Here is a 21,395-nt window from a genome sequence, read left to right as displayed (position 1 = left end):
GTGAGCCGGCGGCGGGGCCTCAGGCGGGGTCGACGGCCGGCTCGGGGCCGGCGACCGGGGTGCTCTCCCCGCCCGCGGGGTCGCGGCGGCGGGTGAGCGGGCGCCGGAGCCAGAGCACCGGGCGCACCTTCTCCAGGGGCAGGAAGCTGGTCATGGCCGCCAGGTGCGGGGCGAACGAGATGGTGATCGTCGCGATGGTCACCAGGTGGAACGAGTAGAAGAAGCCGACCGTGGCCAGCCGCCACCGCTCGGGCAGCAGGAACACCACCGGGCTGAGCAGCTCGAAGGCCAGGATGCCGAACTGGGCGACGATCAGCAGGTGCGGCACCTGGGCGATCACGTCGGCCAGGTCCGTGCCGCGCCGGATGATCGCCCGGGCCAGGACCGAGCCGGTGGCCCAGTCCAGGCCGCCGAAGCGGAACTTGGCCCAGGCGGCCAGGAAGTAGGTGCAGATCACCGCGATCTGGGTGACCCGCAGCGCCCAACCGCCCGCCTGGGTGCGGGTCGGGTCGCCGTGCCGGGCCCGCCCGGCGGTCGGCAGCACGGCCAGCGCGACGAGCAGGCCGAACCGGTCGTGGTCGACCTTGCCGTAGCTCATCGCGACGATCATCCACTCGAAGTAGAGGGCGAAGACCGTCCAGCCGAGCAGCCGGGGCGCCCGGCCGGTGGCGGCGAGCAGGGAGACGGCCAACAGCACCCAGAAGATCACGCCGACCAGGGCCGACGTGGGGGTGGGCAGCGGGAGCAGCCGGCCGATCAGCAGGGGCTGGTAGAGGTCGCCGGGCACGTCGACCCGGGTGCGGACCCAGGGGGTGAAGACCACCAGGTCGGCGGCGACGAAGAGGTAGACCAGGGTGCGGAAGGCGGCCACCCGGCCGCGCGGGACCGCCTCGGTCAGCCAGCCGGTCACGGGGCGGTCTCCCAGCGTACGGCGGTGCGATCGGTCCAGCGGCCGGTCGGGCGGCCGCCCTGGATGTCGTACCAGCGGACCACGATGCGGACCTCGACCAGGCCGGGGGCGGCGGGGTGGCGCTCGGCGTACGCCTCGGCGACCCGGCGCAGCAGGCTCGGGTCGGCGGCGTAGCGGTCCTGCTGGCCCTCGATCTCGGCGCGCCGGATGCCCGTGGCGTCCTGGCCGAGCGGCACCACGGCGCCGGTCCGGTCCACGCCCTCGACCCGGGTGTCGGGGGCGGGCGCGTCCGCCGGGTCGGAGGTGGAGTACATCCGGAACGGCCCGAACGGGAAGTCGTCGTCGGTGCCGCGCACGGTGCCGAGCAGGAGCAGCGCCAGCCCGAGCAGCGTGGCGCCCAGTCGGACGGCACGCCCGCGGGTGGTCAAGGTCTCCATCGGCTCGTGACGATACGGGAGAAACATGTCCGGACGGCGTCGGTCCGTCGTCCATTCCTCGCTGCCCGTATCGCTCTTTCCGGGCGTCCCGGGCAGGCGAAACGACACCGGCCGGGTCCCCGCGGTGGGGACCCGGCCGGTGTGTCGGAGCCGGTCGGCTCAGTGCTTGTGGCCGTGCTCGGCCAGCTTCTTGCGGACGTCGTCCATGTCGAGCTGCTGGACCTGCTCAATCAGGTTCTCCAGCGCCGACTCCGGCAGGGCGCCCGGCTGGGCGTAGACGATCACGCCGTCGCGGATCGCCATCACCGTCGGAATCGAGCTGATGTTGAACTTGGCGCCCAGCTCCTGCTGCGCCTCGGTGTCGACCTTGCCGAACACGATGTCCGGGTGCTTGTCGGACGAGCGCTCGTAGACGGGGGCGAAGCGCTTGCACGGGCCGCACCAGTCCGCCCAGAAGTCGAGCAGGACGATGCCGTCGCGTTCGGTCACCTCGTCGAAGTTGGCCGTGGTCAGCTCAACCGTTGCCATTGCACTCTCCGATCAGCGCGGATTGCCTACGTCCCGTGGAACCAGGGTGGATGCCTCCGCATTCCCGTGACGTGCGCGACGAAACGCTGCGCAGCATCACGGTGACGCTGCGACGCATCGAACGAAGTCTGTTTCCCCGCCCCTGCGGAACGCAAGTGCACGACGCATTTGCGTGACGGGACGTGATGGGAGCGCTTCCAGGAAGATCACTCTGCGTGCGAGCTACGAATCGGTAACTTGACGCCTGACAAGCGGCGATCCGGCCGCCGGAGATCGCTTGTGGAGTGAGCTTCCGTCACTGCCCGTAGTGTTACGAAAAGATAAATGTGACGTCCGTCTCTGTCGATACAGTACCGCCGTACGGCAGAATCTCTCGCATCAGAGCGTGGGCGGCGGGTGCCGGGGAGGGCCCCGCCGCTCATTGCGTCTCCACCCGGGTCGGTCCGGGTGTGACTTTTCCACACCGGCAACGCCCCGCACACCGCCTTAACAAGCGGTAAGGCATGCTGTGCCGAACTCCATCGCCGCCCGTCGAAGGGGACAAGGATGCAGTTCGGCCGCTACTACGAGGAGTTCGAGGTCGGCGCGGTCTACCGGCACTGGCCCGGCAAGACGGTCACCGAGTACGACGACCACCTCTTCTGCCTGCTCACCATGAACCACCACCCGCTGCACATGGACGCCCACTACGCCGAGTCGGCGAGCCAGTTCAAGCGCAACGTGGTGGTCGGCAACTACATCTACTCGCTGCTGCTCGGCATGTCGGTGCCGGACGTCAGCGGCAAGGCGATCGCGAACCTGGAGATCGAGTCGCTGCGGCACGTCGCCCCGACCTTCCACGGCGACACCATCTACGGCGAGACCACCGTGCTGGACAAGCGGGAGTCCTCCTCGAAGCCGGACCGCGGCGTGGTGGCGGTGGAGACCCGGGGCTACAACCAGGACGGCACGCTCGTCTGCGTGTTCCGCCGCAAGGTCATGGTCCCCAAGAAGGAGTACGCGGCCGCCGCGCTGCCCGAGGGCGTCGACCCCGAGCGGCCCAGCTTCCCCGAGCCGCGCTGACCTTCACGTACGCCCGGAAGGGCCTCTTTTCCGATCCGCGGGGAAGGGGCCCTTTTCCCGTTCCGGGGCATATGCTGACGCCGGAGGTCCCGCGATGAGCGAGCGCAGCGAGCGAATCATCAGGCTCAGCGCGTCGGTGGCTCATGGCGCCGCGGAGCGGAGTGGAGCTTCGGCATGAGCCGCTCCGTCGCCGGAGAGCCGCCCTCTGCCGGCCGCCGTGCCGCACCGCTGACCACCGCCGTCTACTCCGCGGCGGAGTGGGACCTGCTGACCGACCTGCCGGGCCGGGTCCTCGTCGCCGCCGCCTCACCCGGTCCGGGCCGCCCGCCGCGCGGCGTCGCCGCCGGGCTCGCCGGGCTGGACGCGGTCGCGGCCGGCCGGGCCTTCGACAGCGACCTGATCCGGGCCGTGGTCGCCGCGATCTACGCCCGCCACGACGGCGCCGCCGAGCGGGACGAGCGCCTCACCGACCTGGTCGACCTGCTCGCCGCCGCCCGGGCCACGGTACGGGTGCTCCGGCGCCGCGCCGACCCGGCCGACTCGGCGGCGTACCGGCAGTGGGTGGAATCGGTGGCGGCCCGGGTGTGCCGGGCCGGTGGTACCCCGCCGAGCCCCGCCGACCGGCGCTTCCTCGACCGGCTCGCCGGCGCCCTGGACCTCCGCTGACCGGTGCCGCCACGCGTCGGGCGCGGGCCGGGCGGTCAGCCGCCCTTCGGCTCGAAGCGTGGCTCGGCCAGCGTCAGCCGGGCGATCACCTGTCCCGTCGCGCCGTAGAGCGTGCAGACGGCGCGCTGGTCGGTGGACAGCTCCGCGGTCAGTGGCCGGCCCGGGCGGGCGGCCCAGAACAGCGTCGAGGGGTCGTCCCCGCCCCACGGCGCCAGCGCGAGGGTGGTGGTCGGGTAGCCCGGCTGGGCGATGGTCGCCCGGCTCACCCGCGTCGAGGCGAAGCCGTACGTGATCAGCCGGCCGTCCGCGTCGGGTCGTTCGCGTACCTCGAACAAGGGCAGGGCCCGATCGCCGCCGAGCGCCGAGCGGAAGTTCTCGTCCTCAGGGAGTTCGTGGTAGCGGCCGGTGCGGGTGTCGAACCATGCGGTGTCGACGATGTGGTCGCGGGAGGGGCTGAGCAGCAGCTCGTCGTCACCGATCCGCATGCCGGTGCGCAGCACCCGCTCCAGGGGCGACGCGCTGGGGTTGGGCCACGGTCCCGGGCCCGGCCCGGCGGCGGTGCTCCCGCCCTGGGCGGCGACCGTGGTCGCTCCACCCCCCGGCTCGGCGGTCGGCGCGCAGCCCGTCGCCACCACGCTCGCCAGCAGGGCCGCCGTCACCTTCCACCCACACCACGTCCGCACGGTGCACCCCCGTTTCCGAGTGGAGCGTAGGTGGCCCGCCGCCGGATCGGCTGTCCCGCGCGCCGCCGGACACCCGACACCCGGTCCCGCAGGTCCGACACTTCGGGCCGTACCCTCTTCAGACCGTGACCGACGACCAGCTCGACGTGGGTGTGGGGCCCTGGCCCGGGGACCCGCCGGACGACCCGCGCTACGACCCGGAGCTGCTCGCGCAGGGCGACCGGCGCAACGTGGTGGACCGCTACCGCTACTGGCGACGCGAGGCCGTGGTGGCCGACCTGGACCGGCGCCGGCACGACTTCCACGTGGCCGTCGAGAACTGGCAGCACGACTTCAACATCGGCACTGTCGTGCGCAACGCCAACGCCTTCCTCGCCGCCGAGGTGCACATCGTGGGGCGGCGGCGGTGGAACCGACGGGGCGCCATGGTGACCGACCGCTACCAGCACGTCCGGCACCACCCGACGATCGAGGAGTTCGTGGCCTGGGCGGCCGGGGAGCGGCTGCCGGTGGTCGGCATCGACAACCTGCCCGGCTCCAAGCCGCTGGAGACGAGCACCCTGCCGCGGCGCTGCGTGCTGCTCTTCGGCCAGGAGGGGCCGGGGCTCTCCGACGTCGCGCGGGCCGCGTGCGGCCAGCTCTTCTCGATCGCCCAGTACGGCTCCACCCGCTCGATCAACGCGGGCGTGGCCAGCGGGATCGCCATGCACGCCTGGATCCGGGAGTACGCCGGACCACCCCCGGACTGAGCGCGCCGACCTCGCCGCTCCGCGGGAATTCCGATGTCGGTTCCGCCGACGGACGGAAATCCCGGGGCGCGTCCGCCCGCTCGGCTTGACGCCCCGCCGGTCCCGGGTGACGGTGAAGACGTGAGTGTCGCGGTGAGTTGTCCGAGGTGCGCGGGCCCGGTCCGGGAGCCGGACCTGATGCACGGTGAGTACCGGTGCCTGCGCTGCGGTCCGGTGCCGCCCCTGCACGTGCCGGAGCACATCGGCGCCGAGATCATGGCGAGCGTGGTGGAGCGGGTGGCCGCCGACACCGATCCGGCCGGGCAGCCCGGGGTGCCGCTCTGGTGCCCGTGGCCGCTGCCGACCGGGTGGACGCTGACCGGTGTGGCCTGGGTGGGGGACGACCGGTCCGGGGTGCGCGCCACCGCGGTGGCCTGCGCCGGTCCGGCCCCGCTCGACGGTGGACCGGCCGACCTGCTCTTCGTCGCCGAGGAGCCGGGTGTCGGGCTCGGTTCCCGCCTCGCGGGCCTCCCCGGCCCCGATCCGGGGCCCGAGGTGGCGGAGGCGCTCTCCGATCCCGGCCCTGGTCATCCCGAGCGGGTGCCGCACGCCAAGATCCGGGTGGGAGGCCATCCCACTCCACTGTGGCTTGTGAATTCGCCGACGGATCGAAGCGCGTACGCCGGCGAGGCTCGGGGAATGTGGCTCCATGCGATAGCCTGGCCGGCGAGTGCGGGTCACCTCCTCGCGGAAGAAGTCGTGCTGCACGACCTCACCGAGTGGACACCGCCCGAACTCGTGTACGGCGCACCATCTCCGTACCTGCACGGGCGGGCCTGACCGGCCGGCACCGGCGAGTCGGAGAACAGACGCAGATATTCACTGTACGACACCATGCTGATACTCTGGGTGCCGCTGCGACAAACGGACCCGGCTCCGCGCGAGAGGATGGCCCGCTATGGTCAAGAAGGTCCTCACCTGGGCCGGCCTCGCATTCTTGATCTTCTTCATCGCCTACCGGCCGAACTCCGCCGCCGACGTGTTCAAGTCTCTCGGTGGCGGCATCATGGACATCGCGCAGGGCTTCGGCGACTTCTTCACCAACCTGGTCGCCTAGCCACCGATGGGAAGCCCCTCCGGTCCACCCTTCGACCCCGACGATCCCGACCGGGAACGCCGGGAGCGCGACACCGAGCCGATCCCGCGGATCGACCCCGACGACGGCCCGGGCTTCGGCTCGGGTTCCGGCTACGGCAGTGGTCCCTCCCTTTCGGACGACGCCGCGTTCGGCGACGGGCCGGGGTTCGCCGGGGAGGGGCGGTCCGGCCGCGCCTGGATCCGCGACCCCGAGTCCGGCTACCAGAATCCCCAGATCTCCGAGGCCGAGCTGGCCGGCCTGCGCGCCGACGCCTCCGGCATGGCCCCCCGCCGGGTCCTGCCGCTGGAGGACGAGCCCAGCTCGCTGGTCGCGCGTTACCTCTTCCCCACGGAGCGTTACCGGGGCGAGTGGAAGCGGCACTGGATCCACCTCTCCACTCCGATCGTCGTCGGCATCGCGGCGACCTTCGTGCTCGGCTACCTCTCCGGCTTCCTGGCCGGGCGTGACGTCGGGGCGCTGACCACCGTCGCGGTGCTGCTCTGGTTCGCCGTGATGGGCTGGGTCGCCTGGCGGGTCGCCGACTGGTGGTACGACCGCTTCATCCTCACCAACAAGCGGGTCATGGTGGTCAACGGGATCATCACCCGCCGGGTGGCCATGATGCCGCTGGTCCGGGTCACCGACATGAAGTACGAGCAGACCCCGACCGGCCGCGCGCTCAACTACGGCACCTTCGTGCTGGAGTCGGCCGGTCAGGAGCAGGCGCTCCGCGAGATCAAGAACCTGCCCAACCCGAACGAGCTCTACCTGCGTGTCGTCGAAGAGATGTACGAGCCGCAGGCCGTCGAGGCGCGGTTGGGCAAGGAGGCCGACGAGGCGAAGGCCGACGACGGCGCCTGAAACTTTTCGTCCGAACATCGGAGGAACTGCGCACCATTTGCCGTCGACCCGGCCCCGTCCGGCGTGGGAACCTGCCAGGCAGGACCGGGTGCGGAGGTGAGCGTGGCGAACAGGGATCCGCTGGAGGAGGAGTTCCGCGACTTCGTCGCGGCCCGCTCCGGCGCCCTGCTGCGCACCGCGTACCTGCTGGCCGGTGACTGGGCCACGGCCGAGGACCTGCTCCAGACCGCGCTGACCAAGACCTACCTGGCCTGGAAGCGCCTCGGTGGGATCGACGCCCTCGAGCCGTACGCCCGCCGGGTCCTGGTCAACACCTCGACGAGCTGGTGGCGCCGCCGGTGGCACGGCGAGCGCCCGACCGAGGTGCTGCCCGAGCGGGCCGGTGTCGACGAGATCGAGCAGCAGCTCGACCGGGACGCCCTGTGGCGGCACCTCCAGGCGCTCCCGGCGCGGCAGCGGGCCGTGCTGGTGCTCCGCTTCTACGAGGACATGTCCGAGGCGCAGACCGCCGCGCTGCTGGAGATCTCCCCGGGCACCGTGAAGAGCCAGACCTCCCGGGCGCTGAACACGCTGCGCCGCCGGCTCGGCTCCGAGGCCGCCCTCGGCCTGCCGGTCGAGCCGGAGGAGAAGGCCGCCCCGCCCGCGCCGCGTACGCCGCCGCGGGTGCTCCGGCAGCCCGCCGCCGCGCCGCCGCCCGCCCCGGTGCCGCCGGTCGTCCGGCCGGCCGCGGTCCCCGCCGACCCGACACCGGCACGATCCGTCGCGTCCGTGCCGGTGGAGTCCCGATGACACGCACGCCGGAGTCCTGCGACAACCGGACGGGCGGCCCGGAGCGTCCATTCCCCGTGACCGAGGACGAGCTGGAGCGGGCGCTGCGGCAGACGCTGGCCGGTCGCGTCGCCACGCCCCGGCCGCTCGCCGCCGACCCGGCCGGCGCGGTGCTCCGGCGGGCCCGGCGCACCGGCCGGCGCCGCACCCTGACCGGGCTCGCCCTGGCCGGGGTGGCGACCGTGCTGGTCACCACCGGCATGGCCCAGCTCGGCGGCCCGGGCGGGCAGGGCGGCACGCCCACAGTGGTGCTCGGTGACCCGCGCGGCTTCTCGGCCTCCCCGCTGCCCACCGCCTCGACCCCGGCGCCCGGGAAGGGCCCGGTCCGCGCCGAGCTGGACCTCATCGTCGGCTCGTCGCTGGACACCAGCGGGGGTGAACGCCGGGAGCTGACCGGGGTGAGCGCCGTCGACCGGGCGCAGCGGGTCCCCGACTACGGCGGTTGGCTGGTCACCTCGGCGGTCACCCCGGCCGGCCGTACCCTCTGGTGGGTGCCGCCCAACGGCAGCGCGCCGCAGGTGCTGCTCGCCGGGGCGGACGCCGTGGTGGTCTCCCCCGACGGGCGGCAGGTCGCCTGGCGCGACGGTCCCTACCTGCAGGCCGCCGCCGTGGTGGGCGGCCAGCTCCTGGCCTTCAGCCGGGCGGCGGCCCCGGCGGGCGCGACGCCGGTCGGCTTCGCCGGCGACGCCATCCTGGTCCGGCAGCCCGAGCGGGGCGGGGTCAGCGTCTGGCGGCGGGCGGAGGGCGGGGTGCCCGGCGCGGCGAACCCGGACGTGCTCGCCGTCTACGGCGCGCTGCCCGACGGCCGGGTGGTCGGCCTGGTCTCCACCGGCACGCCCCGGCAGCCCTGCGTGGGCCTGCTCGACCCGGCCCACGGCCTCACCCCGGTCCGCACCGGCTGCGGGACGGCCCTGGCCACCGACGGCCTCGGCGGAGTCTCCGCCGACGGGCGGTGGCTGCTGCTCAACACCGCCCGCCGGAGCGCCCTGCTGGTCGACCTGGCCAACCTCGGCACCGCCGCCGCGACCCACCCCGCCGGCCCGGCGGTCGCCGGGGCGGTGGCCTGGACCCGCAGCGGCGCGGCCCTGCACGTCGACGCCACCGGCGGCCTGGTCCGGGTCCGGCCCGAGCAGGTGCTGGCCGGCGAGCGTCCCACCGCCTCGGCGCTCGACGGGGTGGCCCCGGGCGAGCGGCCCGTGGTGGTGGGCGACACCCGCTCCTGATCGCGCGGGGCGGTAGCGTCGGCGGGGTGAGCGCCCGGATCGACCTGCACACCCACTCCACCGCCAGCGACGGCACCCTCGGCCCCGCCGAGCTGGTCCGGGCCGCCGCCGAGGCCGGTCTCGACGTCGTGGCGCTCACCGACCACGACACCACGGCCGGCTGGGAGCCGGCGGTCGCCGCCCTGCCGCGCGGCCTCACCCTGGTCCGGGGCGCCGAACTCTCCTGCCGCTGGTTCGGCGTCGAGCCGGCGATCCCGCTGCACCTGCTCGCGTACCTCTTCGACCCGACCGAGCCGGAGCTGGTCGCCGAGCTGGCCCGGGTCCGGCGCGCCCGGGAGGAACGCGGCGAGCGCATCGTGCGGCTGCTCCAGGCCGACGGGATCCGGGTGAGCTGGTCCGAGATCCTGGCCGGCGCGGCCGGCGGCACCGTCGGCCGGCCCCACATCGCCCAGGCGCTGATCCGGGCCGGGCTGGTCGCCACCACCACCGAGGCGTTCGGTCCGCGCTGGCTGGGGGAGCGGTACCGGCTGCCCAAGGAGGACATCGACGTGTTCCGGGCCGTGGCGCTGGTCCGGGCGGCCGGCGGGGTGCCGGTCTTCGCCCACCCCCGGGCCAGCCGCCGCGGCCGGATCGTCCCCGACGAGCTGATCGTGGAGCTGGCCGCTGCCGGCCTGGCCGGCCTGGAGGCCGACCACGAGGACCACAGCCCGGCCGAGCGGGAGCACGTCCGCGCGCTCGCCGCCGAGCTGGGGCTGCTGGTCACCGGATCATCGGACTTCCACGGCACGCACAAGACCGTCCGGCTCGGCGCGTTCACCACCGGGGTGGAGGCGTACGAGCGGATCGTCGAGCTGGCTCGGGGGGTGACCCCGGTCGCTTCAGGCTGAAGCGTTCCGGCGGCGCGGCTACCGTGTCCGGGTGGATCTCAAGCTCTTCGGCGAGGTCTTCGTGACCCTGCTGGTGATCGTCGACCCGCCCGGCATGATGCCCATCTTCCTCGCGCTGACCGGCCCGCTGGCCGCCCGCGACCGGAACCGGGCCGCCTGGCAGGCCGTCGCGTTGGCGCTCGGCGTGATCGTGGTGTTCGCCGTGGCCGGCCAGACGATCCTGGCCTACCTGCACGTCGACCTTCCCGCGTTGCAGGCCGCCGGCGGGTTGCTGCTGATCCTCGTCGCCCTGGAGCTGCTGACCGGCAAGTCCGACGACCCGAACCAGCAGGCCACCTCCAACATCGCGCTGGTGCCGCTGGGCACCCCGCTGCTGGCCGGTCCCGGCGCCATCGTCGCCACCATGCTCTTCGTGCAGCAGGCCGGCGGCTTCACCGACTACCTCGCCATCGCCGCCGCGATCGTCGCGGTCATGGTCGCGGTCTGGGTGGTGCTGCGCTTCTCCGGCGGCATCGTCAAGGTCCTCCGGCCCGGCGGGATCGAGGTGCTCACCCGGATCGCCGGCCTGCTGCTGGCCGCCATCGCCGTGCAGCTCATCGCCGACGCCATCGCCGCGTTCGTCACGCAGTACCTCACCATGGGCTGAGCCGTCGCGGCGCTGTCGTACGGAGGTGGCAGGATCTCAGGCGTGCGACGACCCTCCCCGACCGGGCGACCCACCGGCGGCCGGCCACCCCGGCCACGCGCCGAGCAGGCCGAGCAGCTCGGTTTCGAGGGCATGCCGGAACGGCTCTTCGTCTGCACGCCCAGCAAGCTCGGCGCCTACGCCGACTGCCCCCGCCGCTACCGCTACTCGTACGTGGACCGCCCCGCGCCGCCCAAGGGCCCGCCGTGGGCGCACAACTCGCTCGGCGCCAGCGTCCACACCGCCCTGAAGAACTGGTACGCGCTGGCCCCCGACCGCCGCCGCCCCGAGGTGCTGGCCACCCTGCTCAAGGGCACCTGGGTGCGCGAGGGCTACCGCGACGACGAGCAGGAGCGGGACGCCTTCCGGCGGGCGCTGTCCTGGCTGGAGTCCTACGTGGCGGGGCTCGACCCGGCCGACGAGCCGGTCGGGGTGGAGCGGGTGGTCGCCGTGAAGACCGCGGTGCTCGCCTTCAACGGCCGCACCGACCGGATCGACTCCCGCCCCGGCCCCGACGGCCGGCCCGAGCTGGTCATCGTCGACTACAAGACCGGCCGCACCGGGCTGGACAGCGACGACGCGCGCGGCTCGCAGGCCCTCGCGCTCTACGCGTACGCGGCCGAGCGGGTCTTCCGCCGCCCGTGCCGCCGGGTCGAGCTGCACCACCTGCCCACCGGCACGGTCGCCGCGCACGAGCACAGCCCGGAGTCGTTGCAGCGGCAGCTCACCCGCGCCGAGGACACCGCCCGGGACATCATGGCCGCCGAGCGGGCCGTCGCCGACGGGGCCGACCCCGACACGGCGTTCCCCACCGAGCCGGGGCCACGCTGCGGCTGGTGCGACTACCGGCGCACCTGCCCGGCCGGCGCGCAGGCCCCCGGCAAGGACCCGTGGGCGGCCGTGGAGCGCCCCGCCGAGCCGGCCGCCGACCAGGACTGACCCGCCCGCGCCGGCGGGCAGCGCGGTCGCGATCGGGTGGCCGGGGAGTCAGGCGGCGGCGAGGCGGGCGGCGCGCTCCTTGGCGGCCTGCTGCAACGGGCCCTCCCGGTAGCGGCGCGGCACCGCCGCGAGAGCCAGTCGCAGCGCGCGCACGCTCAGGTCCGCCGAGAGCGCGGTGGTGGGCAGGCCGAGGCCGCCGTACAGCCGGTGGGCCCAGCCCGGCAGCAGCGCCAGCGCCGTGCCGGCGATCCCCAGGTACGCCCAGCGTGGCGGGCCGAGGTGCAGGCCCAGCTTCACCGGCAGGCTGAGCTTCCACGGGATCGGCGGGGCGGTCAGGAAGAGCGCCGTCTCGGCCGCCTCTTTCGTCATCCGCAGCTCGGGCCGGACCCGGCGGTAGTAGTCGGCCACCTCGGCGGCGGTGCCCGGCACGTCGGCCGGGTCCAGCCCGACCAGGGCCGCCGCCCGGCGCTGCTCGGTGTAGTAGCCGTCCACCTCGTCGTCGGTCAGCGCGAGGCCGGCCCGGCGTGCGGTGCTCACGAACGACTCGACCTCGGTGACGTGCACCCAGCGCAGCAGGTCGGGATCGTCGATCCGGAACTGCTCGCCGGTGAACGGGTCGGTGGCGCGCATCCGGGCGTGCAGCGTCCGCAGCCGCCGGCCGGCCGCCTCCGCCTCGGCGGTGGTGCCGTAGATCGTCGTCGCCACGTAGGTGGCCGTGCGGATCAGCCGGCCCCAGGCGTCGGACTTGTAGTTGCTGTTCTGCGCCACGCCGGCCATCGCGCGGGGGTGCAGCGCCTGGAGGTAGAGCGAACGCAGGCCGGCGACGATCAGGATCGGCTCCTCGTGCACCTTCCACGTGACCGAACCCGGACCGAACAGGCCGAGGTCATCGGAATCCACCGCCCAAGAGTGCCACGCGCCGGGCACACCAGGCCGTCCCCGAGCCGCAGCCGTCAGTCGTCGGCGGAGCGGCGGGCCTGGCAGGCCGGGCAGAGGCCCCAGAAGGTCACTTCCGCCTCGTCCACCTCGAAGCCGTGCGACACGTTCGGGTCGAGGCACGGGGCGTCGCCGGTGGCGCAGTCCACGTCGGCGATCTCGCCGCAGCCCCGGCACACCACGTGGTGGTGGTTGTCCCCGACGCGGGCCTCGTACCGCGCGGGACTGCCGGCCGGCTCGATCCGCCGGGACAGCCCGGCCCGCGACAGCGCGCCGAGCACGTCGTAGACGGCCTGGGTGGAGACCGAGTCGAGGCGCTCGCGGACCCGGCGGGTGATCTCGTCGACCTCCAGGTGACCGCCGGCGGCCAGCACGTCCAGCACGGCGAGGCGCGGTCGGGTGACCCGAAGGCCCCTCGACCGGAGCAGCTCCTCACCGGTGGACATGCGTCCATGACAGCACGGTGCCCCCGGGCCGACAAGCGAGCGTGACCGCGGGTGGCCGGGGCCACAGGTGAACCACGCCGGGCACACGTGCGTGTGTCGATGTACGGAACGGCGACGGCGGATCATCACGTCGTACGCTGACCGCGCGATCCCGTCCACTCGCCGGAGGTGTCGGTGTTCAGGGAAGTCAACGGCCTGCCGGGCCACGTCCTGGTCGTACACGCCGCCGTGGTGCTGGTGCCGCTGCTGGCGTTGCTCTCCGTCGCGTACGGGGTGCTGCCCCGCTGGCGGCCTCGCATGGGCTGGGCGGTGGCGGTCCTCGCCGTGCTCACCCCCATCATCGCCTGGGTGGCGACGGAGTCCGGCGAGGAGTTGGAGGAGGTGCTCCGCAAGCGGGGCTACCCGCCCGAGGGCCTCCAGAAGATCCACGAACACTCCGAGTACGGCGAGAACCTGCTCTGGTTCACCGTCGGGCTGGCCGTCGCGGCGCTCCTCCTGCTGCTGGTGACCAGCGGCCTGCCCCGAACCCGTGACCTGCCCCGTTGGCTGCCCCTGGTGCTCACCGGCGTGGTGGTCGTGCTTGCCGTCTTCGCGCTCATGTACGTCTACCTGACCGGTGACAGCGGGGCGAAGATGGTCTGGAGCGGCATCGTCTGACTTCGTTCCGGCCGGGTGCTCGGATCAGCGGTGTTCGGCCGGCTCAGAAGAGCAGGCGCGAGCAGAGCAGGCAGGTGAGCAGCACCAGCACGACGCCGACGACGGCGCCGATGCCGTAGGTGAGCCGCTGGGCCCGTCCCTCGGCCTGGTCCATGGCGGCCATGTCCTGCGCCGGGAGCTGGCGGGGCGGCGTGGGCCGCACGTGCACCGGCGGGCGCCAACCCGGCGGCGGTGGGATGGTCGGCGGCGGCCCGGCGTAGCCACCCGGCGCGCCACCCGGGCCCCAGCCGCCTGCCCCAGCGGGCTGCTGCGGCCAGCCACCGGCCGGGGCGACCTGACCGGGCCAGCCTCCGGTCGGAGCAGCCTGACCGGGCCAGCCTCCGGTCGAGGCGGCACCCTGGCCGGGCCTCGCCCACGGGTTGTCGGTGTGGCCGGCGCGCGACCAGGGGCTGGCCTCCGGGTCCATAGCGACGCCGCCGGCCGAGCCACCGGACCCGGCTTCGCCGCCGGATGAGCTACCGGGCCCGGGTTCTTCAGTGTTCGAACCGTCGGGCTGGTCGCTGCCGGTCGCCGGCTCCGGTCGGTGGGTGCCGGGCGCCGGGGCCTCGCCGGCCGGCTGGTCCGGGCGTCGCCAGGTCTCGTCCTCAGGGCTGCCACCGCTCGGCGTCGTCACGCCGTCCGACGCTACCAACGCCCGGGCCGGTCGGCCGTCCGACGCGACGGGCCGGGTCTACACGCGGGCCCCGCCTGCCGCACCGCGCGGAGCCCCCGGCCTGCCGCCCCGCGCGGACCCCCGGCGTGCCGCCCGGCTCGGACCCGGCCTGCTGCGCCGGGCGGCCCGCCGCGCCCGAGGCCTGCCGCACCCGGACGGCCCGCCGTGCCGGGCGTTCGCCCCGCGACGGTCGAACTGGTGTCCTTCCGGCGGTATCCTTGCCGCTCGTGAGCGATCCCGGCATCCGTGTCCCGCGCGGCGACGACGACCGCGTGGTCGACCTCAGCGAAGACTTCGTGGTGCTGCCCGAGCAGACCACCGACGACACCGACCGTGGCTGGGGCGAGCGGTCCTACGGCAACGAGGACTGGCTGCTCGCCGAGCGCCCCCCGCACTGGGACTGACCCGCCTGCGCCGCGAGCGAAGGTTCCGGGCCCCCGGCGGACAAGGCCGCCCCGACCGACCGGGTCATTCGCGGACCACCACGGCGAAGCGGCTGCCCTCGGGCAGGCCGACCGCCCGCTGGGCCTGCTCGGGGCGGAGCGCCAGGTAGAGCGCCGAGGAGCCGTCCACCGCCCCGGCCGCGCCCACCACGTCGAGGACGAGCGCCCGCGGCGCGAGCAGGGTGGCCGTTCCCGTCGCCCCGCCGGCCGGTACGACCAGCAGGTCAACCCGGGCGCCGGGGCGGAGCACGGCCAGTGCGGCCGGCTCGGCGAGCCGGACAGGCACCCCGACCGCCCCGGCCGGCAGCGGAAGGGCAGTGCCCCGACGGTCACCACCCGCCTGGACGCCGCCAGGCGGACCGCCACCACCGGCCTGGACGCCACCACCCGGCACGCCGCCACCGGCGGCCGGGGCCCCGACACCCGGAGCGCCGGCAGCCGGAGCGCCGCCGGTCGAGGCGGGGTCCCGGGCCGGGCTCCCATCGGGCTGACAACCCGCCGGAGTCTTCAGCACGGCTGCCGCCAGCCCGAGCAGCACCGCGACCAGCGCCACCCGGAGCAGTGTCCGGCCCCGGGGCAGCCCACGCCAACGCACCGGCCGCAGCGATGCCTCCCCACCCGCCACGTCGCCCCTCCCGCCCACCGATCCGACAAGTACGCGGGCAGGTTAGGCAGCAGCCGCCGGTGGCCGCCGCCCCAAGGAACCCACCTGTGGAAAACCCGCCGACCTGTGGAAAACACGCCAGCCTGTGGAACGCCCAAGACATCGTTGATCAAGAAGTTTGCGTCGCGATGGCGCGAGATTTTGACGCAAACTTCTTGATCAACGCCGGGGTGGGTGGGGCAACGCGTGCCGGGGGAAACCGTCCGGGAACGCGAAAAGTGGCCATCCCGCACGGATGACCACTTTTCGGGAGACCTGATGAGGTCAGGAGGAGCTGCTGGCCGGCGCCTTGCTGGTCGACGAACCGGAGGACGAGCCGGACGACGACCCGGAAGACGAGCTGGACGACGCGGCGGACGAGCCGTTGCTCGACCCGTTCGTGGAGCTGCCGGACGATCCGCTTGTCGACGACTCCGACTTGGCCGGCTTGCTCGCGGTGCTCGTGGCGCTCTCGGAACCGGACGAACGGGAGTCCGTACGGTAGAAGCCGGAGCCCTTGAACACGATGCCGACCGAGTTGAAGACCTTGCGCAGCCGCCCCTCACACGCCGGGCACTCGGTCAGCGGCGCGTCAGAGAAGGACTGCACCGCCTCGAGCTGGTGGCCGCACGCGGTGCAGGCGTACTGGTACGTGGGCACGTTCTCCTCCGGATCTTGGCACGGCCGGTTGGCACTCGACGGATTCGAGTGCCAATGGTGCGTCATGGAACCCGGGTTCGTCCAGCGGAAGCGCCCCGGGCCACATCCGGCACCGCCGCCAGCCCGCCGCCCGGCGTGATCACGAAGCGCACCGGCCGGTCGTGCGGCTGGGCCGGTACCGCCTCGACCAGCTCCCCGTCGTGCAGCAGCGCCACCGTGGGGACCGTGGCGGGCACCCGGGCCAGTGCCCGGTCGTACGAGCCGCCGCCCCGGCCCAGCCGGAAGCCCCGGCGGTCCACCGCCAGCGCCGGCACCACCACGAGGTCGGCCCCGGCGACCGCCGCGCTCCCCAGCGGCGGGCCGGTCGGCTCGCGCAGGCCCCGGCCGGCGGCCCGCAGCGACTCCGGGTCGGTGTAGGCCGCCCAGTCCAGGTCGAGGTCGTCGAGGAGCACCGGCAGCAGCAGCTCCGCCGCCGGCGGCAGCGCCGCCCGCAGCACCGCGGGCAGGTCGTCGCCGCCGGGCTCCGAGGCGACCGGCACGTACGCGGTCATCCGGGTGGGGCGCAGCCGGCGTACCAGGGCGACAAGCTCGGCCTGGACGGACGCCGCCGCCTCCGCCCGGCGCGACGCCGGCAGCGACCGGCGGTGGGCGAGCAGGGCGACGCGCAGGTCGCGCTTGGCCACATCCGCTCCATCAGAAAATTCCGGCACGCAACACTCCTGACGCAACGCTTGCCTCCCGGTCGCTCTGTGTCAGCATCGCAGGGAGGGGCGCGGAACTTCCGGGGGGAAGCTTGACGCTACGCGGGCGGTTGACGGCGGCGTTCCTCACGGTGGTGCTCGGCCCCGTCCTGCTCGGCGCGTTCTTCGTCGGGTCCACCCTGAGCGCCGTCGACCGGGGCCGCGCCACCGAGCGGCTGGGCCTGGCGGCGGCCGGGGTGCGCACCTCCGTCGACGCCCTCTGCCAGCAGCTCCGCGCGGCGGCCGACGCGGTCGCGCTCGTCTCCGACCCGGCCGCCCGGCCGCGCGCGGCCGACCAGGTGGTCGGCCGGGGCCTGGCCGCCGCCGTGCAGATCGTCGACACCGCCGGCCGGACCAGCTATGCCACCATCGGCGGTCCGGCCGGGCCCTGGCAGGACTGCGCCGCCGACGCGGCGGCCGGCCCGGTGCGCGCGCTCGCCGCCCGGGTCCGGCTGCGCGATCCGGCCGGCACCGACCTGGGCACGGTCGCCGCCGCGCAGCCCGTCGACCCGGCCTTCGTGGCGCGGCTCGCCGCGGTGACCGGCGTCGGGGTCACCCTCCTCGACGACCCGGGCCGCATCACCCACACGACCGAGAACCGGGAGGTACGCGCAGCGGTGCTGGCCGCCGCCCGCGAGGCGGACGGGGACCGGGTGGCCGACACGGCGGACGGACGGTACGTGCGCCGGGTCGGCCCGTCCCCCGGCCAGCCGCTGCCGCTGGTGCTGTCGGTGCCGGGGGAGCGCCCGCCCGGCCTCTACGCCGCCCTGGTCGGCGCGGTGGTGCTGGCCGCCCTGCTGGCCGTGCTGGCGGCCTGGCGGCTGGCCCGGGCGACCACCCGGCCCCTGGTCGAGCTGGCCGGCGCGGTGGACCGGGTGGCGCACGGCGACCTGACCGCCCGGGTGCCGGTCCGCAGCCGGGACGAGATCGGGCGGCTGGCCGCCGCGTTCAACCGGATGACCCGGGAGACGGGCAGCTACGTGGCCGCGTTGACCAGCAGCCGGGATCAGCTCCGCGGCCACCTGACCGTGCTCGGCGACACCCTGGCCAGCACCCACGACCTGCAACGCATCCTGCGGGTCATCCTGCACAGCGCGATCGCCGCCACGGGCGCGCGGGCCGGCGCGGTGCTGCTGCTGGACGGCGACGGCGTGCTGGTCGGCCAGTGCGTCGAAGGGCTGGACGGGCGCTGGCCGACGGAGGACCCGGCCGATCCCGCGACGCTGCGGGTGCCGGTCGGCGCCGGGGTGCTCGGCACGGTGGCCGCCACCGGGGAGCCGTTGCGCGGCCGGTGGGAGGCGGCGGACCCGCCGACCGGGGAACCGTCCTGCGAGACGTACGTGGCGGTGCCCTTCGCCGCCCCCCGCGGCGCGGAACCGCGCGGCGGCCCGGACCGGCCCGGCCACCCGCCGGCCGACGACGACGCCACCGAAAGCTGTGCGCTCGGTGTGCTGGCCCTCTACGACCGGCCCGGTGCGGACGAGTTCGACGACGGCGACCTGGTCACGCTGCGCACCTTCGCCGGCCACGCGGCCGTGGCGGTGGAGAACGTCCGGGTGCACGAGGAGGCGCAGCGGCTCTCCCTGACCGACCCGCTGACCGGGCTGTGGAACTACCGCTACCTGCGCGAGTCGATCCGGCGCGAGGTCGAACGGGCCAACCGCTTCGGCCGGATGCTCAGCGTGCTCGCCCTCGACCTGGACCGGTTCAAGGACGTCAACGACACCTGGGGGCACGCCGCCGGGGACGCGGTGCTCATCGAGTTCGCCCGCCGGGTACGCGGCGAGATCCGCGAGGTCGACCTGGCGTTCCGGCAGGGTGGCGAGGAGTTCGTGGTGCTGCTGCCGGAGACCGACGCCCGGGGCGCCACCATCGTCGCCGAGCGGCTCGGCTCGGTGGTCCGGGACCAGCCGGTGCGGGTGGAGGGGCACAACGGGGAGCCGATCGCGGTGCCGGTCACCGTCTCCATCGGCATCGCCGTCTACCCGGATCACGCGGCCGGCGGCCAGCAGGTGCTCGACGCCGCCGACGACGCGCTCTACGCGGCCAAGGCCGCCGGCCGGGACGGCTACCGGCTGGCCCGGGCCCCCGACCCGGTCCCCACCCAGGAGATCCCCGTGGTGGCGGCGGCGGTCAGCCCGCCCGACGGACTGCCCCGGGCGGGCGCCGGAGAGGCCGCGCCGGTGGCACAGGGCGGCGCGTCTTCCGGTCCTCACCCGCCGCGGCAGAGCCGTGGCCGATAGTCTCGCGACATGTCGGAGCACTCAGCGAACCCCTCAGCGACCGCCGCGACCGGTCGCTCCCGCGCGGTCAAGGCCGTCATCCCGGCCGCAGGCCTGGCCACCCGGTTCCTGCCGGCCACGAAGGCGGTCCCCAAGGAGTTGCTGCCGGTCGTCGACCGGCCGGTGCTCCAGTACATCGTCGAGGAGGCCGCACAGGCCGGCCTGACCGACGTGCTGCTGATCACCGGGCGCGGCAAGACGTCGATGGTGGACCACTTCGACCGCCGGCCCGACCTGGAGGCGCGGCTGGAGAGCAAGCCCGACCTGCTGGAGGCCGTACGCCGCCCCGAAGAGCTGGCCGAGATCTACACCTGCCGGCAGCCCGAGCAGCTCGGCCTGGGCCACGCCGTCGGCTACGCCGAGTCGCACGTGGGCGACGCGCCCTTCGCGGTGCTGCTCGGCGACGAGTTCGTCAAGCTGGACGAGCCGCTGCTGCCGGCCATGCTGGACCTTCAGGCCCGCACCGGCGGCATCGTGCTGGCCTTCTTCGAGGTCGACCCGGCGGAGACCTCGCGCTACGGGATCGCCTCCGTCGAGCCGGCCGGCGACGAGTTCGGCGACCTCGCCGAGGTCGTCAGGGTCACCGGCATGGTGGAGAAGCCGAAGCCGGAGGACGCGCCCAGCAACCTCGCCGTCCTCGGCCGCTACGTGCTCCCCGGGAAGATCTTCGACGCGATCCGGCGCACCGAGCCGGGCAGCGGCGGGGAGATCCAGCTGACCGACGCCATGGAGCTCCTGCGTACCGAGGGGGTGCCGGTGCACGCCATCGTCTACCGGGGCACCCGCTACGACACCGGCCAGCCGCTCGGCTACCTCCAGACCGTGGTGCAGATCGCCGTCGAGCGCGAGGACCTGGGCGCCGAGTTCCGCAAGTGGCTTACCGAGTTCGTCAACAACGGCGACGAGACGGTCACCGCGGCGATCCTGAACGGCATGCGCGACCGGTCCGGCGGTGCCGGTACATGACCGCGACGGCCGACGCCGAGGCGGCCGCGAACGAGTTGACGCCGCTCGCCGACTACCTGGGCAGCGTGCTGCGCAGGTTACGCGCGCTGCCTCCGCTCGACCTCGACCTCACCCAGGCGTACGGCAACGTCCTCGCCGAGGACGTGGTCGCCCCGCACTCGTTCCCCGCCTTCGACCAGGCGGCGGTGGACGGGTACGCCGCGCGCTGGGAGGACATCTCCGGAGGGAGCCGGGGGCCGGGCTACGTCCCGGCCCCCTCCGGTATCCCCGGTGGCCGCAGCATCCGGCTGAACGTGGTCGGTGACCTGGGCGCGGCGAGCTGGCGGCCGGTCCGGCTCACCCCCGGCTCCTGCTTCTCGGTGGCCGCGGGAGCGCCGCTGCCCGTCGGCGCGGACGTGGTGGTTCCGGTCGAGTGGACCGACCAGGGCATGGCCGCCGTGGAGATCTTCCGCGCCCCCAAGCGGGGGTACGGCGTCCGCCGCGCCGGTGAGGAACTGCCGGCCGGCACCCTGCTCGCCCGCGCCGGCACGTACGTCTCGCCCGCCCTGGTCGCGGTCTTCGCGGCCACGGGCATCGGGCACGTGGTGGTCCGGCCCAGCCCGCGGGTGGTCATCGTGGCCACCGGCGACGAACTGGTCGACGTCGGCCGGGGCAGCCAGCCCGGCCAGGTGGTGGACACCAACTCGCACGCGCTGACCGCCGCGGCGGCCGAGGCGGGCGCGTTGGCGTACCGGGTCGGGATCTGCGACGACGACCCGGAGGCGTTGCGCGGCCTGCTGGAGGACCAGACGCTGCGGGCCGACCTCATCATCACCACCGGCGGCACGGGCACCGGCCCCGGCGACATGGTCCGCCGGATCCTGTCCCGCAAGGAGGGCGGCCGGGCCGGACCGGTCGCCTTCACCGAGGTCGCCCTCTATCCCGGAACGGCCCTCGGATTCGGTACGGTCGGCGCCGAGGAGGTGCCGGTGGTGTGTCTTCCCGGTGAGCCCGGTGCGGCGCTGATCGGCTTCGAGGTGCTGGCCCGCCCCGCCATCCAGCTGCTGGCCGGCGCCGAGCCGGTGTTCCGGCCCAGCGTCCGGGCGCACCTGCTGGAGACGGTCTCGTCCCCGGTGGGGCTGCGCGAGTTCCGCCCGGCGCACGTCGCCGAGCGGCGCGGCGGGGGCTACACCGTGCAGCCGCTCGCCGGTGGGCCGTTCACCCTCTCCGGCCTGGCCGAGGCCAACGGCCTGCTCGTCCTCGGTGAGCGGGTCACCACCGCGGCGGCCGGCTCCACGGTGGACGTGCTCCTGCTGGACCGGCGCCGGTGAGCGTGGGGAGTGAGCTTGCGGGCCC

The 21,395-nt window shown here is 74.5% G+C and carries 26 protein-coding genes and 1 pseudogene; 17 read left to right on the top strand and 10 right to left on the bottom strand.

What is annotated here, in order from left to right; genetic code table 11:
• Positions 1 to 19: 19 nt before the first annotated feature.
• The 3 genes from GA0070603_RS16555 to trxA form a co-directional block, all read right to left on the bottom strand.
• Positions 20 to 910 carry an HTTM domain-containing protein gene (locus GA0070603_RS16555; RefSeq protein WP_139131880.1) on the bottom strand — a complete coding sequence of 297 codons (891 nt, stop codon included), beginning with the start codon at positions 908 to 910 and terminating at the stop codon, positions 20 to 22.
• A complete protein-coding gene (locus GA0070603_RS16550) occupies positions 907 to 1,347 on the bottom strand; it encodes a hypothetical protein (protein ID WP_091314486.1) in 441 nt (146 codons plus the stop codon). The genes GA0070603_RS16555 and GA0070603_RS16550 overlap by 4 nt, the downstream gene beginning before the upstream one ends.
• Positions 1,348 to 1,506: 159 nt before the next feature.
• Positions 1,507 to 1,875, bottom strand: a complete 369-nt coding sequence (trxA, locus tag GA0070603_RS16545; protein WP_091314483.1) for a thioredoxin — start codon at positions 1,873 to 1,875, stop codon at positions 1,507 to 1,509.
• Between the two features lie 546 nt (positions 1,876 to 2,421).
• Here trxA and GA0070603_RS16540 point away from each other — a divergent pair.
• Complete coding sequence (locus GA0070603_RS16540; RefSeq protein ID WP_091314480.1) at positions 2,422 to 2,937, top strand: MaoC family dehydratase; 516 nt, start codon at positions 2,422 to 2,424, stop codon at positions 2,935 to 2,937.
• 174 nt (positions 2,938 to 3,111) lie between these two features.
• Positions 3,112 to 3,603, top strand: coding sequence for a hypothetical protein (locus tag GA0070603_RS16535; protein ID WP_091314477.1), 492 nt, complete (start codon positions 3,112 to 3,114; stop codon positions 3,601 to 3,603).
• A gap of 35 nt (positions 3,604 to 3,638) precedes the next feature.
• On the opposite strand, the gene GA0070603_RS16530 is transcribed toward GA0070603_RS16535, so the two are convergent.
• Entirely contained in the window at positions 3,639 to 4,262 is a 624-nt protein-coding gene (locus GA0070603_RS16530; RefSeq protein WP_091314473.1) for a hypothetical protein, read from the bottom strand.
• Positions 4,263 to 4,411: 149 nt separating this feature from the next.
• Between GA0070603_RS16530 and GA0070603_RS16525 the strand changes: the two genes are divergently transcribed.
• The 9 genes from GA0070603_RS16525 to GA0070603_RS16490 all read left to right on the top strand — a co-directional run bounded on the left by GA0070603_RS16525 (position 4,412) and on the right by GA0070603_RS16490 (position 11,575).
• Positions 4,412 to 5,035: a TrmH family RNA methyltransferase gene (locus GA0070603_RS16525; RefSeq protein WP_091314469.1), complete on the top strand. Its 624-nt coding sequence runs from the start codon at positions 4,412 to 4,414 to the stop codon at positions 5,033 to 5,035.
• Between the two features lie 120 nt (positions 5,036 to 5,155).
• Positions 5,156 to 5,854: a DUF6758 family protein gene (locus GA0070603_RS16520; RefSeq protein WP_341864933.1), complete on the top strand. Its 699-nt coding sequence runs from the start codon at positions 5,156 to 5,158 to the stop codon at positions 5,852 to 5,854.
• Positions 5,855 to 5,972: 118 nt separating this feature from the next.
• Positions 5,973 to 6,131 carry a hypothetical protein gene (locus GA0070603_RS31500; protein WP_167544553.1) on the top strand — a complete coding sequence of 53 codons (159 nt, stop codon included), beginning with the start codon at positions 5,973 to 5,975 and terminating at the stop codon, positions 6,129 to 6,131.
• 6 nt (positions 6,132 to 6,137) lie between these two features.
• Positions 6,138 to 7,013 carry a PH domain-containing protein gene (locus GA0070603_RS16515; protein WP_091314461.1) on the top strand — a complete coding sequence of 292 codons (876 nt, stop codon included), beginning with the start codon at positions 6,138 to 6,140 and terminating at the stop codon, positions 7,011 to 7,013.
• Between the two features lie 102 nt (positions 7,014 to 7,115).
• Positions 7,116 to 7,802: a SigE family RNA polymerase sigma factor gene (locus GA0070603_RS16510; RefSeq protein WP_091322018.1), complete on the top strand. Its 687-nt coding sequence runs from the start codon at positions 7,116 to 7,118 to the stop codon at positions 7,800 to 7,802.
• Positions 7,799 to 9,064, top strand: coding sequence for a TolB-like translocation protein (locus tag GA0070603_RS16505; protein ID WP_091314458.1), 1,266 nt, complete (start codon positions 7,799 to 7,801; stop codon positions 9,062 to 9,064). The genes GA0070603_RS16510 and GA0070603_RS16505 overlap by 4 nt, the downstream gene beginning before the upstream one ends.
• 26 nt (positions 9,065 to 9,090) lie before the next feature.
• Positions 9,091 to 9,951 (top strand): PHP domain-containing protein, encoded by an 861-nt coding sequence (locus tag GA0070603_RS16500; protein WP_091314454.1) that lies wholly within the window; start codon positions 9,091 to 9,093, stop codon positions 9,949 to 9,951.
• A 31-nt stretch (positions 9,952 to 9,982) separates the two neighbouring features.
• Entirely contained in the window at positions 9,983 to 10,597 is a 615-nt protein-coding gene (locus GA0070603_RS16495; RefSeq protein ID WP_091260721.1) for a MarC family protein, read from the top strand.
• 132 nt (positions 10,598 to 10,729) lie between these two features.
• Entirely contained in the window at positions 10,730 to 11,575 is an 846-nt protein-coding gene (locus GA0070603_RS16490; RefSeq protein WP_244282717.1) for a RecB family exonuclease, read from the top strand.
• Between the two features lie 48 nt (positions 11,576 to 11,623).
• Here the strand turns inward: GA0070603_RS16490 and GA0070603_RS16485 are convergent, their stop codons facing one another.
• Both GA0070603_RS16485 and GA0070603_RS16480 read right to left on the bottom strand, forming a co-directional pair.
• Positions 11,624 to 12,475: an oxygenase MpaB family protein gene (locus GA0070603_RS16485; RefSeq protein WP_091314446.1), complete on the bottom strand. Its 852-nt coding sequence runs from the start codon at positions 12,473 to 12,475 to the stop codon at positions 11,624 to 11,626.
• A gap of 53 nt (positions 12,476 to 12,528) precedes the next feature.
• Positions 12,529 to 12,957, bottom strand: a complete 429-nt coding sequence (locus GA0070603_RS16480; RefSeq protein ID WP_091314440.1) for a Fur family transcriptional regulator — start codon at positions 12,955 to 12,957, stop codon at positions 12,529 to 12,531.
• 174 nt (positions 12,958 to 13,131) lie between these two features.
• Between GA0070603_RS16480 and GA0070603_RS16475 the strand changes: the two genes are divergently transcribed.
• Positions 13,132 to 13,614, top strand: coding sequence for a DUF2231 domain-containing protein (locus GA0070603_RS16475; protein WP_091314437.1), 483 nt, complete (start codon positions 13,132 to 13,134; stop codon positions 13,612 to 13,614).
• Positions 13,615 to 13,657: 43 nt separating this feature from the next.
• Here the strand turns inward: GA0070603_RS16475 and GA0070603_RS31495 are convergent, their stop codons facing one another.
• On the bottom strand, positions 13,658 to 13,822 hold the full coding sequence (locus tag GA0070603_RS31495; RefSeq protein ID WP_167544552.1) for a hypothetical protein: 165 nt from the start codon (positions 13,820 to 13,822) through the stop codon (positions 13,658 to 13,660).
• 722 nt (positions 13,823 to 14,544) lie between these two features.
• Between GA0070603_RS31495 and GA0070603_RS16470 the strand changes: the two genes are divergently transcribed.
• The gene (locus tag GA0070603_RS16470) at positions 14,545 to 14,730 is read left to right on the top strand and encodes a hypothetical protein (protein ID WP_091314433.1); all 186 of its coding nucleotides are present in this window, start codon (positions 14,545 to 14,547) and stop codon (positions 14,728 to 14,730) included.
• Positions 14,731 to 14,794: 64 nt separating this feature from the next.
• Here GA0070603_RS16470 and GA0070603_RS16465 read toward each other — a convergent pair whose 3' ends face one another.
• Positions 14,795 to 15,394, bottom strand: a complete 600-nt coding sequence (locus tag GA0070603_RS16465) for a flagellar biosynthesis protein FlgA (protein WP_244282772.1) — start codon at positions 15,392 to 15,394, stop codon at positions 14,795 to 14,797.
• A gap of 328 nt (positions 15,395 to 15,722) precedes the next feature.
• Here GA0070603_RS16465 and GA0070603_RS32055 point away from each other — a divergent pair, with 328 nt between their 5' ends.
• Positions 15,723 to 15,917 (top strand): hypothetical protein, encoded by a 195-nt coding sequence (locus GA0070603_RS32055; protein WP_244282539.1) that lies wholly within the window; start codon positions 15,723 to 15,725, stop codon positions 15,915 to 15,917.
• 14 nt (positions 15,918 to 15,931) lie between these two features.
• Here the strand turns inward: GA0070603_RS32055 and GA0070603_RS32050 are convergent.
• Positions 15,932 to 16,138: pseudogene (locus GA0070603_RS32050) on the bottom strand (FmdB family zinc ribbon protein); the annotation flags it as partial.
• Positions 16,135 to 16,782, bottom strand: coding sequence for a 5-formyltetrahydrofolate cyclo-ligase (locus GA0070603_RS16455; RefSeq protein ID WP_091314426.1), 648 nt, complete (start codon positions 16,780 to 16,782; stop codon positions 16,135 to 16,137). The pseudogene GA0070603_RS32050 and the gene GA0070603_RS16455, both read right to left, overlap by 4 nt.
• A gap of 83 nt (positions 16,783 to 16,865) precedes the next feature.
• Between GA0070603_RS16455 and GA0070603_RS16450 the strand changes: the two genes are divergently transcribed.
• The 3 genes from GA0070603_RS16450 to GA0070603_RS16440 are packed head-to-tail and all read left to right on the top strand — an operon-like array spanning position 16,866 to position 21,370.
• The gene (locus tag GA0070603_RS16450) at positions 16,866 to 19,055 is read left to right on the top strand and encodes a GGDEF domain-containing protein (RefSeq protein WP_167544551.1); all 2,190 of its coding nucleotides are present in this window, start codon (positions 16,866 to 16,868) and stop codon (positions 19,053 to 19,055) included.
• Between the two features lie 9 nt (positions 19,056 to 19,064).
• Positions 19,065 to 20,060 (top strand): UTP--glucose-1-phosphate uridylyltransferase, encoded by a 996-nt coding sequence (locus GA0070603_RS16445; protein WP_091314423.1) that lies wholly within the window; start codon positions 19,065 to 19,067, stop codon positions 20,058 to 20,060.
• Positions 20,057 to 21,370 (top strand): molybdopterin molybdotransferase MoeA, encoded by a 1,314-nt coding sequence (locus GA0070603_RS16440; protein WP_091314420.1) that lies wholly within the window; start codon positions 20,057 to 20,059, stop codon positions 21,368 to 21,370. Before GA0070603_RS16445 ends, GA0070603_RS16440 begins: the two co-directional genes overlap by 4 nt.
• Positions 21,371 to 21,395 lie beyond the last annotated feature (25 nt).

The sequence above is a fragment of the Micromonospora chersina genome, assembly GCF_900091475.1.
Classification (GTDB): Bacteria; Actinomycetota; Actinomycetes; order Mycobacteriales; family Micromonosporaceae; genus Micromonospora; species Micromonospora chersina.
Note: the sequence above shows the minus strand (reverse complement) of the source record. Positions and strands in the feature narration are given on the sequence as shown.